This window comes from Geobacillus sp. FJAT-46040 (assembly GCF_002335725.1).
GTDB lineage: Bacteria > Bacillota > Bacilli > Bacillales > Anoxybacillaceae > Geobacillus > Geobacillus thermoleovorans.
Genome location: NZ_NISS01000001.1, coordinates 2,716,834 through 2,730,024 on the forward strand (window position 1 = coordinate 2,716,834; position 13,191 = coordinate 2,730,024).

Here is a 13,191-nt window from a genome sequence, read left to right on the forward strand (position 1 = left end):
GCTGTTATGCCAAAAGCAAAGGTTTTTCGCTCTATCAAAAGTCGATCAGCCCTAAGCTAATTTGCAGCGCCTCATCGACTTTATCCATCATTTCATCGTCCAAATGAGTGATTTTATCGGTCAGCCGTTGCTTGTCGATCGTGCGAATTTGCTCAAGCAAAATGACCGAATCGCGTTCAAACCCGCAGCGTTTCGCGTCAATCTCGACATGCGTCGGCAGCTTCGCTTTTTGGATTTGCGCCGTAATCGCCGCGACAATCACCGTCGGGCTAAAACGATTGCCGATATCGTTTTGGATCACCAACACGGGGCGCACGCCGCCCTGCTCCGAGCCAACAACCGGGGAAAGGTCCGCAAAATACACGTCGCCACGTTTGACAATCAAAGCATTACCCCCCGCTAACTAAGCGTTCAACGGTGTGGTCGGCCTCGTATTCAGCATGAAACGCTTCAGAAGCGATAGATAAATTGATTTTCGCCATTTCCATGTAGCCTCGTCTCATCGCCTCGCGAATTTGCCGTTTCTTCCGCTCGCGAATGTACATTTTCGTCGCTTGATAAATGAGTTCATTGCGGTTGCCGTTTTCCTGCTTTACGAGCACGTCCAGTTCTGTCAGCAGCGACTGCGGCAAACGAACGACGATTTCCGCTGTTGCGCCAGATTCCGACACAAATATACACCTCCACGAACTGCAGCCATTGATTGCTTCCACTTCATGATACCATTAAACAACGGCGCTGCAAAGTCATTTCTCCATTTTCTATCCTTTGTCTTCCGAAGCAGATTATGCATCGCTTCATCCGCGACCAACGGCGTTTCTCACTTCCATTATACGCTTATTTCGGAAAAAAATACGGGGCACCCGGTAGCCGATCGTGCACGGCACTTCATAATTGATTGTGCCCAAATGGCGGGCGACATCATCGATGGAAATGACTTCGTCCCCTTGGCGGCCAATTAATGTCACCTTCGTCCCGACAGGCAGCGGCTCCGGCAGGCGGATCATGCATTGATCCATGCAGATACGGCCGACGATCGGCGCCCGCTGCCCGCCAACAAGCACATGAAAGTGCTGCAGGCGGCGTAGCCAGCCGTCCGCATAACCGATTGGAATCGTGCCGATCCACTCTTCCGTCTGCGCGGTGTACGTCGCACCGTAGCTCACCTTTTCGCCTGGTTGCAGTTTTTTGACGTGTACAAGGCGGCTATGGAGCGAAAACGCCTCTTTCAATTCGTATGGGAGGAGCGGCTTGATGTCCGGCGATGGGGCGAGCCCGTACATCGAAATGCCAAAGCGAACCATGTTGAACGCTCGATCGGAAAAACGAAGGGCCGCCGCGCTGTTGGCGCAATGAACGAGCGGCGGCCGCGACGGCAGCCAGTCAAGCATATGCAAAAAGCGGGCGTATTGATAAGAAAAGTAATCCGTATTCACTTCATCAGCGGTCGCAAAATGCGTATACACCCCTTCAAGCACAAAGGGCGGATGGCGATCGATCAAGGCCGCTATTCGCTTTGTCTCCTCTTCGTCTTTAACCCCAAGCCGTCCCATTCCCGTGTCCATCTTTAAATGGAAATGAATCGGGGTCGAACCGTTATACAGCGATGACGCCTTCTCGAGCCAATCAGAGCGAAACACGGTTAAGGCGATGCGGTGTTCGGCGGCCAACGCCACATCCTCGGGACGAGACGCCCCAAGCACTAAAATCGGGGCATCGATGCCTTTTTTTCGTAAGGCAAGCGCCTCGTCCAAAAAGGCGACGGCCAAACGGGAAGCGCCCGCTTCGAGCGCCGTTGCCGCCACTTGGGCATCGCCGTGCCCGTAGGCGTTCGCCTTGACAACGGCCATAATTTGCGTACCCTCCGGCAAAAAGCGGCGCAAATTCGCGACGTTGTCGTAAATGGCGTCCAAATCAATTTCCACCCACGTATCGCGGTGAAACTCGTCCATCCTCTCTCGCTGCCTTTCTAGTCATAGCCAGTTTGAAAGCGCTTGAATCGATTGGATTCCTTTTTTAGTTTACCATGTTCCTAGGGAAGAAGGAATAGGATGAGCGGCGGAAAAATGAGAAAAACGGCGGAAAACATTGGAGATCGCAACGATTCGTCCACTGTCCTGCCTTCACTGCTTCTGCACAAAAACAAAAAGCAGCTTCTCCGCTTCAACGCGGAAAGCCGCCTGTTTGCAAAACCGCACTGTCATTTTGCCGATTTTTCTTGCACTGAGCTGGCGACCATCACCATTTCTTCCGGCGTCAAATCGTCCGAGGCGAGCGTAAACTCCGCCCCATTGTACCACCATGTCAACGTTCGGTCGGTGAGGGCGCCAATGGTGAATCCTAAATCAACCGGGTCGCCGTTGACAAGAACTGGCATGCTTGTCGCCGGAAGCACATCCGCTTTTTCTTGCACGAGCGTAAACGATTTTTTGCCGCCGAATGTCATAATGACGCGCGTGCCGTTTTCACCTTTCACTTCTTTTTCCTCGAGCGCTTGAACCCCTTTCGGAAGCTGACTCGGGTACATGACGGCCATCACTTGCTCTTTTCCTTCGGCCATCGTTGGCACCTCAAGACGGGCGCCAGTCATGTTTTTCTTTGTATCAAACGCGTCATCATCAAACTTTTTGTTAAACTCGACGTTGGAAAACTCGACCGTCAACAGCGCTTTCCGGTCCGTATCCATCACTTTGACCGAGACGGGCGCCAAATCTTTTTTGCGCAGCGTAATCTCTTGGGTTGGAATGACTTCGCTGTTCGGGTAGTTCGTTTTCGTCTCAAACACATAGTAATCGTCCGTCGCCTTAAACTTCGCCTTCGAATCGCTCAAAATGTCTTTGACGAGCGATTCGTACAAATACGCTTGGCTGCTGTTTTTCGGCCAATCGCTCACAAACTTGAAGGTTTTGTTGAGCGCCGGCGTGAAGACGAACACCCCTTCGTCATTGCGCAAAATCATTTGGCTTTGTCCTTTGTCGGCGTTTTTCAAGCTGACGCGGTAGTAGGACGGCTGCTTGTGCCACACTTCAACATGATACACTTGCGGCTTCTCACCGGTGCGGAACGTCATTTTCGCCTCAGCCTGATAACCCGTCATCTCATCGACCTTTTCATCAAGCGCCTTCAGCACCTCTTCCTGCGATTTCGACCCGCAGCCAGCCAAAGCAAACAGAAAAATGATGCCGACCAACGCCATCAGCACGTTTCTGCCCATCACTTCAACCCCTTTGCCTCATATATCGATTTCTACCCATGCACTACAATATATGAGACAACTTTCGGGAATATGCAGACTAGCCATGGCAAGCATCAGCCGGCATCATCGGTCCAAGGCGCTCAATGACGACTTGGGCGACGGCGTAATCGCGGCTATGGGAAATGGACAGATGAACCGTCTCGCCATCGCGGCGGGCAGCAATGCTCGGCTTTCCGTGCTCATCGGAAACGATCTCGATGTCTTGAAACGATAGATGCCGCCCGATCCCCGTTCCGAGCGCTTTGGCGTACGCTTCTTTAGCCGCAAATCGCCCGGCGAGAAACTCTGCCTGTCTTGCGGGCGGCAACTCGCCAAACTGCGCTTTTTCACGCGGCGTCAAAATTCGCTCTGGAAATTTGCGGCTCCGCTCAAGAAGGGAGCGGATCCGTTCCAACTCTACAATATCAATGCCAATGCCGACGATCACTGCTTCCTCACCTATCCTATCCGCCCTGATGGTCGGACAAATTTTTTATGAGAGACCCGCATAAGATGGCTTATAAAAAACGCCCCATTTCCGCGAAGAAGGGAGACCAACCCATGTTTCAACATGCAAGCGATGTCCGCTCATTTGTCCGCCTTTATCCCGTCGTTGCCGCCTTATTATTGGTCCATATCGCCGCATGGCTGTTGTTTTCTCTTCCCTTGACAGCGCTTGAACCCATTTGGCAATACGCCGTCGGGACGAACGGCGCGATCCGCCATGGAGAGTGCTGGCGGCTTGTCAGCCCAATCGTGCTGCATCGCGATTTCCACCATATGGCCGCCAACAGTTTGTCCTTATGGCTGTTTGGCCCCTGGCTGGAGCGCGTACTTGGGAAAAGAAAGTTTTTGTTTCTGTATATCGGAGGCGGAATCGGCGCCAATGTCGCCACTTTATTCCTTCTGCCGCCGCTGTACACCCATGTCGGGGCGTCGGGCGCCATTTTCGCCTTGTTTGGCATGTACAGCTACCTCGCCCTATTCCGCCGCGACTTAGTCGCCCCCCGCCACGCCCAGCTGCTGCTTTCGGTCATGGCGGTTCATTTGCTGATTGGCATCATGACACCACATGGGAATTTATTGGCCCATCTATTTGGCTTCGCCGTCGGCGGCCTGCTTGCCCCCTTTTTGTCCATCCGCCCCAAGCGGCCGTCGTTTTACATGCCTCGGCTATGAAAAAACGGCGCTTAATGCGCCGTAATTCGCCGTTTCTTCGTCCGGCTGCGGGCTGAGCCGTCCGGGCGGCCGCCCCGTTTTTTCTCCCGCTTGACCGCTAAAGGCGGCTCTTCCGTCAATTGCACCGGCGTCGTATCCGGCTCGCGCGTCAACATTTTCAAGCAGGCAGCGACAATCGTTACCGAATCGTGCTCTTCAAGCAATTCTTCCGCTGCCCGTTTGTAAAATGACAGGTTTTCGGTCTCCACGACGTTGAGAAGCTTTTCGATAGCGATACGCTGTTGGCCTTCGAGCGCCTCATCAAGTGTCGGCGGCTTCATCCGCTCCATTTTCCGCTTCGTCGTCCGCTCAATATGGTGAAGCTGGCCGATCTCCCTTGGAGTGACAAACGTCATCGCCACCCCTGTCTTGCCGGCGCGCCCGGTGCGCCCAATCCGGTGGACATAGCTTTCCGGGTCTTGCGGAATATCAAAGTTGTACACGTGCGTTACGCCGGAAATATCCAAGCCGCGCGCCGCAACATCCGTCGCCACTAAAATTTCAATCGCACCTTCCTTAAACTTGCGCAGCACCGACAGCCGTTTCGCTTGGCTTAAATCGCCATGAATGCCTTCCGCTGCATAGCCTCGCAAGTTGAGCGCCTCTGCCAGCTCATCGACACGACGCTTCGTGCGGCCGAACACGATCGCGAGCTCCGGCGCCTGAATATCAAGAAGCCGCGTCAAAATGTCAAATTTCTTTTTCTCGTGCACTTCTAAGTAGTACTGTTGAATGTTCGGCACGGTCATTTCCTTTGCCTTCACTTTGACAAGTTCCGGCTCGTTCATGAAGCGCTCGGCAATGCGGCGAATCGGATCCGGCATCGTCGCCGAGAACAGCAACGTCTGCCGCTCGGCCGGCACATGGCTTAAAATCGCCTCAATATCTTCGATAAAGCCCATATTGAGCATTTCATCCGCCTCATCGAGAACGACCGTATGCACATGCTCAAGGCGGAGCGTCCCGCGGTTGATATGGTCGATAATACGGCCCGGCGTGCCGACGATCACGTGCGGATGTTTTTTCAAAGCGCGGATTTGCCGTTCAATATCTTGCCCTCCATAAATCGGAAGGACGCGCACCCGCTTCACCGCGCCGATTTTATACAGCTCTTCCGACACTTGAATGGCGAGCTCCCGCGTCGGCGCGACAACGAGCGCTTGAACGGCGCCGTTTTTTACGTCCACTTTTTCCACAATCGGAATACCAAACGCCGCCGTTTTCCCAGTTCCGGTTTGCGCTTGGCCAATGACATCTTTGTTTTGCAGGCTGAGCGGGATCGTTTTTGCCTGAATCGGGGTCGTTTCTTCAAATCCCATCCGCTCGACAGCTTTCATCACTTCTTGGCTTAATCCTAGTTCTTGGAATGTCGTCAATGTTATCCAAACTCCTTAAATTCAAAATCGTCCCTGATTCGTGAGAAAGGTTTGACAGTTATCATACCATGTTATGCGGTGATTTGCAATGATGGGCATGGGCAGCGCGCAAAAATGTTTCCACCTCAGCAAACAGAACGTGCCGATCGATACTATGACAAACATGATGGAACGAATTGGGCAAAAGCAACAGCTTTTTTTCCGCCGATCCAATCTGCTCATATAAATAATAGGCGCTTTTTAGCGGCACGATCCCATCTTTTTTTCCTTGCACAATGAGCGCGGGTGCCGCGACGCGCGGAAGTCGGGGACGCACATCGCGAACGAGTTTGCGAAACTCCCTGACAGCTGAAAACGGCGTCGCCATCATTTTGTTTCGATAGCGGAGAAACAGCGGGTGCTCCCGCGCTCCTTTCCATCCATTGGCAAACATCTCGCGGATGTCGCGCCATAATTGGCGCGGGTTGACATAGTAAAACGCAGCGCTTAGCAGCACGAGTTTGGCGACCGGGTATTTTTCCGCCAAGTAGACGGCGATCACTCCACCCATTGAAAACCCAATGACATACACCACACTGCAACGGTGATGGAGCTCTAAAAACGCTTGTTCCGCCGCTGCGATCCATTGGTCGTATGTAATTCCTTTCAACCGCAGTTCGCTTCCGTGGCCCGGCAAGGTCGGCGTTTCGATCATCCAATCGGTCCGCTCTCGCAAATAATCGGCCAGCGGCGCCACTTCTTCTGGACTTCCCGTAAACCCGTGAATACATAAACAGCCGATCATCATTTCCACCCCCGCCCGAATGAAAAGCGGCGCCTGTGACGCCGCTTTTAGTTTTTCGCGGTTGGCCTGATTTTACACCCAATAGCGGAGCAGTTCTTCCAATTTCATGCCGCGCGATGCTTTCAATAAAACAATGTCATCCGAAGTCGCGACGGAACGCACGGCCTCGGCCAACGCTGCTTTATCGTCGAACTCCCTCACCCGTCCATCATCAAAAAATGGGGCGGCCGCCGCGGCGATATGGTGCGAAAGCGGCCCGTAAGTGAACACATAGTCCACCATTCCCGGCCGCAGCACCTCCCCGATCTCTCGATGAAACGCCACTTCTTCGTCACCAAGCTCCAACATATCGCCCAATACGGCGATTTTTTGCCGGTAGCCGCCTAATTCCCCAAGCAGCGTCAAGGCGGCGCGCATCGATGTCGGGCTAGCATTGTAGGCGTCATTAATGACGGTAAAACCATATTTCGTCTTGACGACTTCCGTACGCATGCGCGTCACTTGCAGGCGGGAGAGAGACGCATCAATGCCTTTCCAATCGATGCCGAAAAAGCGGGCGACCGCAATGGCGGCGAGCGCGTTGTACACATGATGCTTGCCTAATACCGGCATAAACAGCGTCCGGCCGGGGAGCGCATTGATGACAAACGATGTTCCTCCCGCTTCAATGCGCACATCGGTCGGATAGTAATCGTTCTGTTCGCCCGCCCCGAACGTCACGACATGGCGGGGAAGCGGCAACTTCGGCACGCGCTCCGTCAAGAGCGGCTCATCGCCGTGGTAGACGAATAAACCATCATGGTGCAAACCCGCCAAAATTTCCAACTTCGCCTTGGCGATGCCTTCCCGCGACCCGAGCTCCTGCAAGTGTGCTTCTCCGATATTCGTGATGACCGCTGCGTCCGGACGGGCGATCATGGTCAGCCGCTCGATTTCGCCAAACCCGCTCATCCCCATTTCGACAACGGCCATCTCCGTCCCTTCGTCAAGCGAAAGAAGCGTCAGCGGCACGCCGATGTGATTGTTCAAGTTCCCTTCGGTCTTTTGCACTCGATAGTGGGTTGAAAGCAGCGCGGCAATCATATCTTTCGTCGTCGTTTTGCCGTTGCTGCCAGTGACGCCGATCACCTTCATTCCAAGCTGCTCGCGGTAGCGGGCGGCGAGCCGCTGCAATGCCAAAAGCGTATCATCCACAACGACCACTGGCACACCTTCCGGCGGCGTTCCTTCCCTTTCCGCCCACAGTACGGCGGCGGCTCCTTTTTGCACCGCTTCTTGCACGAAATCGTGGCCGTTAAAGGTCGCACCGCGCAACGGAACGTACAAGTTGCCGGCTTGGATCGTCCTTGTGTCGGTTGACACACCGCTTACGACCATATTCTCCCATTCCGGCTTTAAACACTGTCCGTCAGCCATTTCGGCGATTTGCCGCACTGTCCGTTTGATCATCGGCTCTCACCTCTTTTCTTTTTTGAACGTGTACGTGATCGTCTGCTTTTCTTGATGTCGTTCCAATGCGAGCGCGATAAGCCGTTCAATCAGCTCCGGGTACGGCACACCGCTGTGCTGCCAAAGAAGCGGGAACATGCTGTATGGCGTAAAGCCTGGCATCGTGTTCACTTCGTTGATATAAACAGCGCCATCTTCGGCGAGGAAAAAATCGACGCGCGCAAGTCCAGACAAATCCAGCGCCTGAAACGCCGTAATGGCCATTTGTTTGATCGTCTCATACTGTTCTTTCGTTACGTCCGCTGGGATGATCAATTCGGTTTGCCCGTCTTCGTATTTCGCTTCATAGTCGTAAAATTCCTTTTTGGGAACAATTTCGCCAACGACCGAACAAATCGGCTCATCATTTCCGATCACGCCGATTTCAATTTCGCGGCCGACAATCGCCTCTTCAATAATAATTTTTCGGTCATACTGAAATGCCTCGATAAATGCGGCTTTTAAATCGCCGCGCTGCTTGCATTTGGAAATGCCGACGCTCGAACCGGCGTTGGCTGGCTTGACAAAGCACGGGTAGCCAAGCTCTCGTTCGATCCGGTCATACACCGTCTCGCCTCTTTTTTGCCAATCGTACTTCGTCACGGCGATATATTTTGCTTGGCGCAACCCGGCCTGCGCAAACAAGTTTTTCATCATCACCTTATCCATACCGACCGCGGAAGCAAGCACCCCGTTGCCGACATACGGAATGTTCAATATCTCAAGCAACCCTTGCACCGTTCCGTCTTCGCCGTTCGGCCCATGCAAAAGCGGGAAAATGACATCGATCGTTTCCTCGTTTCCTCCCGCAGCCGAATCGGCAGCCGGAACTTGGTTCAAGGAAACCGGAATCAAGGCGGTCGCCGCCGAAGTGAATTGCAGCTGCTTGATTTCCTCGATCGGTCCGGTCAACTGTTCGCCCTTGATCCATTGACCTTCCGGTGTAATATAAATCGGAACGACATCGAATTTATGAGGATCAATGGCGTTCATCACCGCCATCGCCGTCGACAACGATACTTGGTGCTCCGGTGATTTGCCGCCGTATAACACGCCAACTTTCGTTTTCATCATCGTTCCTCCTCTTTCCTTGGCCATCGTTCCTATTGTAACACGTTTCGCGCCCAACGGTCTGATATTTTATATGTACGATGCAGGTTGTTTCGCCACCCCCCATAAGCGATTAGGAACAAAAAAGTGAGGGTGTCTAAAAAGGTGATTCTTCTTTCAACAAAGCACAACATATCGTTTTCCAGCATTTGTTTTACACGTATATACAGGAATAAGAAAAGGTGCCCCGACCGTTTTGGGACACCTTCTGTCGCTACGGATGCAACACGCGCCAAGCCATGCGTTGCGGCATGGCCGCTACCACTTCGGCGAGCGCTTCTTGCCCCGTTTTTTCCACGCCGGCAAAATAATCGGACACACGGCGGAAAAACCGGTTTTTCTCCACGTCATCCATCAACAAGCGAAGCATGTGCTGCTCGCCGCTTTCTGGCCCGACCAAATGATAAATGAGACCATTTTGCTGTAAATATTGCAAATTGATGCGCTCCTGCCCAGGCAAGCAATCGATCGTAAAAATCGGAATGCGCTTATGAAGCAACTCGCTGACCGTCACCCCGCCTGGTTTCGTAATGACGGCATCCGCCTCTTCATACAGCCGATTCATCTCTTCCAGGTCAGCGATGTATGGAAGCGGCCGGATATGAGGCAGCTGCCAGCTGGCGATTTCCTCGTACAGCTGGCGATTGGCGCCGCACAGCACCGAATAGCGGAACAACGTTGACGTGCGGGCCGCCCGCAAAAACGCCAGCATATTGCCAAGCCCTTGGTTTCCACCGGCGACAAGCACATGAGCAGGCTGCCGCTTGCGTCTCGCTTCCGACCGATTCATAAACACATCGTGCACTGGGATGCCAGTGACGATGATGCGTCCTTTGTCAACCCCGTACTTCGTGATCAGCTCCCATTTCGCCTCTTGATGGGGAACAAAATGATAGTCAATAAACCGTTTCCCCCAGATGCTGTTCATAAAAAAGTCGGTGTAGACATTGACAACTGGAACCGTCAGCACCCGTTTTCGCTTCAGCCGCTGCAAAATGCGTGACGGAAACGAATGGGTGCAGACGATTAAATCCGGCCGTTCTTCTTCCACCATCTTTTTCATTTTACTTTCAAAATAAGGCAGCCATGGCTCAAACGAAATGAACTCAAACCGAGGCGGCTCTTGGTACATCAGCGTTTTGTACACACGGTGGTACGAAGCAGGATGCGAGCGAATCCAGCGCAAGTAGGCCTCTGACACCATTTTTTCCATCAGTTCATTGCAATAGCTCAAAAAATCGATCTTTTTGCTTTCGACCGCCGGAAACTGGCGGCGCAAAAAATCCATCAACGTATCGGCTACTTTATGGTGTCCCGTATTCATTTGAAACAGCGGCAAAAACAATACTTTCATCATCGATCGCACCCTTTAGCTTTCGAAAGATTTTTTGCGCCTCCGCTGCCCAACCCATGCCGCAAGCAAAAAAAGCAAAAACAACGCCAAACCGGCAAGCGGAAAAGAAATCAGGGGGATATGGATGCGCTGGCCGAGCCAAAGCCCCGCCGCGGTCAACGGAACGGCCCAACCTGCTGTTCCAAGCGCCGACAGCAACAAAAACGGCCCGAACGGAAACCGGCTCACTCCCGCCATATACGGGCAAATTTGCCGCACCCCGGGAGCATAGCAGCCGAACAAAATCCCCCATTTGCCATAGCGGCCAAACCAGCGGCGAGCCCGCTCCCAACGTTCAGCCGTAATTCCGACGCACTTGCCGTACTTTTGCACAAACGGCGCCCCCCACCACCGGCCGGCGCCATAGGCCGCCACCATGCCCGTCATCGCTCCGCCCCAGCATGAAGCGAGCGACGGTCCAAGCAGCAACTGCTCCTTGGCAACCATCACGCCGACCAAAAAGAGCAAGCTTTCCTCCGGCGCCGGAATGCCGACAATGCCGCAAAACAAAAATAAAAACAGCATCACATATCCATATGACTGGACATACGGCAACCATACGCTTGTATCCATAGCTCCCCCGCTACATCGCCGAGATTTGTGTATTAGTTTGCACATTTCTCAGTTCCGTAATCGTCACCCAACGCATCTTTTTCGCTGCTTCATCCTTAAACAGCAGCTCGAGCGCTGACAACATTTGCTCTGGCGCGCGTTTGTCAGCACCTAACGCATCCCCATTGTCATGAAGCACAATCACCGCCCCGCCGCGTATGGACGAACGCAAGCGGCGGAACAATTCCATTGTACCAATTTTTTCGTTCCAATCGCCAAGAATATGCGACCATAACACCGTTGTATACCGCTTTTGCACGATCGGCGTCCAAGCGTTAAAATGCCCCCACGGCGGGCGGTAATACACCGGGCGTTGGCCCGTCGCCCGCTCAATCGCCGCAGCGGCGCGGCGCACCCCCCAATCCAACCAAAGCGGCGGCAACAGCCAATTGCTGATGTGGCGGTAATTATGAATCCCAATTTCATGGCCTTCTTCGGCCATCCGCCGCACAATATCCGGATAGCGCTCGACTTTGCGGCCGACAACGAAAAACGTCGCCTTCACGCCATATTTCTTTAATAAATCAAGCAACTTTTTGGTTTCCTCCCGAAGCTAGGTGGAATCTGCTATAATACATAACGATACACGAGCGATTAAAAAAAGACAGGTGATCCACATTGCGAAAAAAAATCATCTTAACCGGCGGCGGCACAGCCGGCCACGTGATGGTCAACGTCGCCCTCATCCCGAAATTGAAAAAGCTGGGATGGGATATCGTTTACATCGGATCTCATCAAGGGATTGAACGGGAGATTATCGGCCGCATCGACGGCGTCCCGTACTATTCGGTTTCGACCGGAAAACTGCGCCGCTATTTTGACTGGAAAAACTTTAAAGATCCATTCAACGTGCTGAAAGGCGTTTGGCAGGCGTACCGCCTGATCCAAAAAGAAAAACCGGACGTCGTCTTCTCAAAAGGCGGATTCGTCTCCGTTCCCGTCATTCTCGGCGCTTGGCTGAACGGTGTGCCGTCGGTGATCCATGAATCTGACTTAACCCCGGGGCTTGCGAACAAAATCGCTATGCCGTTTGCGACAAAAATCTGCCTCACCTTCCCGGAAACGAAGCAATACGTCAATGCCGATAAAGCCGTCTACGTCGGCGCCGTCGTCCGCGAAGAGTTGAAGGATGGCAACGCCGAACAAGGGAGGAAGATGTGCCAGTTCGACGGAAAAAAACCGGTCTTGCTGGCGATGGGCGGCAGCTTAGGCTCGAAAAAAATTAACGACGCCTTGCGCGCCAACCTATCGACGCTTCTTGCCGAATTTGACATCATCCACATTTGCGGCAAAGGAAACATCGACCCAAGCCTCGCAGGCCAAAAAGGATACAAACAGTTCGAATACGTCAATGAAGAGCTGCCCCACTTACTCGCCTTGGCCGACATCGTCGTCTCCCGCGCCGGGGCGAACGCCATTTTCGAACTGCTCTCCTTGCGCAAGCCGATGCTGCTCATCCCGCTCTCGAAAGCGGCAAGCCGCGGCGACCAAATTGCAAACGCTCGTTCGTTTGAAAAAGCAGGCTATGCGGAAGTGCTGATGGAAGAGGATTTAACGAACGAATCGCTGCAAGCCGCCATTCACCGCCTATATGAAAACAAAGACCGCTACCAAAAAAACATGGAGAAAGCCGGCGCGAGCGATCCGCTGCAAACGCTGCTCGCAATCATTCAAGACACCGCCCGTTTGTAAAAACAGGCGATGCCCGATGCGGCCAACCACGGCCGTTTTTCGGCATCGCCTCGTTTTGTTTTCATCACCACACAACGAGCCTTCTCTCCTTTACACCGGCTCAAGCCGATAACGGTTGATACGGAACACATGGTCGCACAAGAGATCGATATCTTCATGATGTTGTACTGGAATTGTGATGCTGGCTCAGTCTTAGCACTCAGCTAGCACTACGGGTTATTTTTATTCAAAATTTTTTCTCTTTCCATTTCCTTCCCCCCAACCAGAAAACTGCCCGGCGGAA

Annotated in this window: 13 protein-coding genes and 1 pseudogene; 2 read left to right on the forward strand and 12 right to left on the reverse strand. The window is 53.1% G+C overall.

Annotation, left to right across the window (positions count from 1 at the left end):
• Positions 1-34: 34 nt before the first annotated feature.
• The 5 genes from ndoA to acpS form a co-directional block, all read right to left on the reverse strand.
• Positions 35-385 carry a type II toxin-antitoxin system endoribonuclease NdoA gene (gene ndoA, locus CD000_RS14455; protein ID WP_096225919.1) on the reverse strand — a complete coding sequence of 117 codons (351 nt, stop codon included), beginning with the start codon at positions 383-385 and terminating at the stop codon, positions 35-37.
• A gap of 4 nt (positions 386-389) precedes the next feature.
• Positions 390-671 (reverse strand): CopG family ribbon-helix-helix protein, encoded by a 282-nt coding sequence (locus tag CD000_RS14460; RefSeq protein WP_011229742.1) that lies wholly within the window; start codon positions 669-671, stop codon positions 390-392.
• Between the two features lie 126 nt (positions 672-797).
• On the reverse strand, positions 798-1,952 hold the full coding sequence (gene alr, locus CD000_RS14465) for an alanine racemase (RefSeq protein WP_011229741.1): 1,155 nt from the start codon (positions 1,950-1,952) through the stop codon (positions 798-800).
• 248 nt (positions 1,953-2,200) lie between these two features.
• Positions 2,201-3,214 (reverse strand): LolA family protein, encoded by a 1,014-nt coding sequence (locus CD000_RS14470; protein WP_096225920.1) that lies wholly within the window; start codon positions 3,212-3,214, stop codon positions 2,201-2,203.
• Between the two features lie 79 nt (positions 3,215-3,293).
• Complete coding sequence (gene acpS / locus CD000_RS14475) at positions 3,294-3,683, reverse strand: holo-ACP synthase (RefSeq protein WP_096225921.1); 390 nt, start codon at positions 3,681-3,683, stop codon at positions 3,294-3,296.
• A 113-nt stretch (positions 3,684-3,796) separates the two neighbouring features.
• On the opposite strand from acpS, the gene CD000_RS14480 reads away from it, so the two are divergent.
• Positions 3,797-4,414: a rhomboid family intramembrane serine protease gene (locus tag CD000_RS14480; RefSeq protein WP_096225922.1), complete on the forward strand. Its 618-nt coding sequence runs from the start codon at positions 3,797-3,799 to the stop codon at positions 4,412-4,414.
• Between the two features lie 11 nt (positions 4,415-4,425).
• Here the strand turns inward: CD000_RS14480 and cshA are convergent, their stop codons facing one another.
• From cshA to CD000_RS14515, 7 genes and pseudogenes are all read right to left on the reverse strand, one after another.
• The gene (gene cshA / locus CD000_RS14485; RefSeq protein ID WP_096225923.1) at positions 4,426-5,829 is read right to left on the reverse strand and encodes a degradosome RNA helicase CshA; all 1,404 of its coding nucleotides are present in this window, start codon (positions 5,827-5,829) and stop codon (positions 4,426-4,428) included.
• Between the two features lie 61 nt (positions 5,830-5,890).
• Positions 5,891-6,613 (reverse strand): alpha/beta hydrolase, encoded by a 723-nt coding sequence (locus CD000_RS14490; RefSeq protein WP_096225924.1) that lies wholly within the window; start codon positions 6,611-6,613, stop codon positions 5,891-5,893.
• Between the two features lie 72 nt (positions 6,614-6,685).
• Entirely contained in the window at positions 6,686-8,062 is a 1,377-nt protein-coding gene (locus tag CD000_RS14495; protein ID WP_096225925.1) for a UDP-N-acetylmuramoyl-tripeptide--D-alanyl-D-alanine ligase, read from the reverse strand.
• A gap of 6 nt (positions 8,063-8,068) precedes the next feature.
• Positions 8,069-9,172 (reverse strand): D-alanine--D-alanine ligase, encoded by a 1,104-nt coding sequence (locus CD000_RS14500; RefSeq protein WP_096225926.1) that lies wholly within the window; start codon positions 9,170-9,172, stop codon positions 8,069-8,071.
• A 253-nt stretch (positions 9,173-9,425) separates the two neighbouring features.
• Positions 9,426-10,568 carry an MGDG synthase family glycosyltransferase gene (locus CD000_RS14505; protein WP_096225927.1) on the reverse strand — a complete coding sequence of 381 codons (1,143 nt, stop codon included), beginning with the start codon at positions 10,566-10,568 and terminating at the stop codon, positions 9,426-9,428.
• Positions 10,569-10,580: 12 nt separating this feature from the next.
• A complete protein-coding gene (locus tag CD000_RS14510; protein WP_021322026.1) occupies positions 10,581-11,177 on the reverse strand; it encodes a DedA family protein in 597 nt (198 codons plus the stop codon).
• A 10-nt stretch (positions 11,178-11,187) separates the two neighbouring features.
• A pseudogene (locus tag CD000_RS14515) lies at positions 11,188-11,757 on the reverse strand (polysaccharide deacetylase family protein); the annotation flags it as partial.
• Between the two features lie 77 nt (positions 11,758-11,834).
• Between CD000_RS14515 and CD000_RS14520 the strand changes: the two are divergent.
• The gene (locus CD000_RS14520) at positions 11,835-12,908 is read left to right on the forward strand and encodes an undecaprenyldiphospho-muramoylpentapeptide beta-N-acetylglucosaminyltransferase (protein WP_014194674.1); all 1,074 of its coding nucleotides are present in this window, start codon (positions 11,835-11,837) and stop codon (positions 12,906-12,908) included.
• Positions 12,909-13,191: the final 283 nt, after the last annotated feature.

What these genes read in the sequence shown, in the direction of transcription:
- CD000_RS14470 (WP_096225920.1), bottom strand. Translation starts at nt 3,214, where the DNA reads ATGGGCAGAAACGTGCTGATGGCGTTGGTCGGCATCATTTTTCTGTTT.
- CD000_RS14490 (WP_096225924.1), bottom strand. Translation starts at nt 6,613, where the DNA reads ATGATCGGCTGTTTATGTATTCACGGGTTTACGGGAAGTCCAGAAGAA.
- CD000_RS14480 (WP_096225922.1), top strand. Translation starts at nt 3,797, where the DNA reads ATGTTTCAACATGCAAGCGATGTCCGCTCATTTGTCCGCCTTTATCCC.
- CD000_RS14495 (WP_096225925.1), bottom strand. Translation starts at nt 8,062, where the DNA reads ATGATCAAACGGACAGTGCGGCAAATCGCCGAAATGGCTGACGGACAG.
- CD000_RS14505 (WP_096225927.1), bottom strand. Translation starts at nt 10,568, where the DNA reads ATGATGAAAGTATTGTTTTTGCCGCTGTTTCAAATGAATACGGGACAC.
- CD000_RS14510 (WP_021322026.1), bottom strand. Translation starts at nt 11,177, where the DNA reads ATGGATACAAGCGTATGGTTGCCGTATGTCCAGTCATATGGATATGTG.
- CD000_RS14500 (WP_096225926.1), bottom strand. Translation starts at nt 9,172, where the DNA reads ATGAAAACGAAAGTTGGCGTGTTATACGGCGGCAAATCACCGGAGCAC.
- alr (WP_011229741.1), bottom strand. Translation starts at nt 1,952, where the DNA reads ATGGACGAGTTTCACCGCGATACGTGGGTGGAAATTGATTTGGACGCC.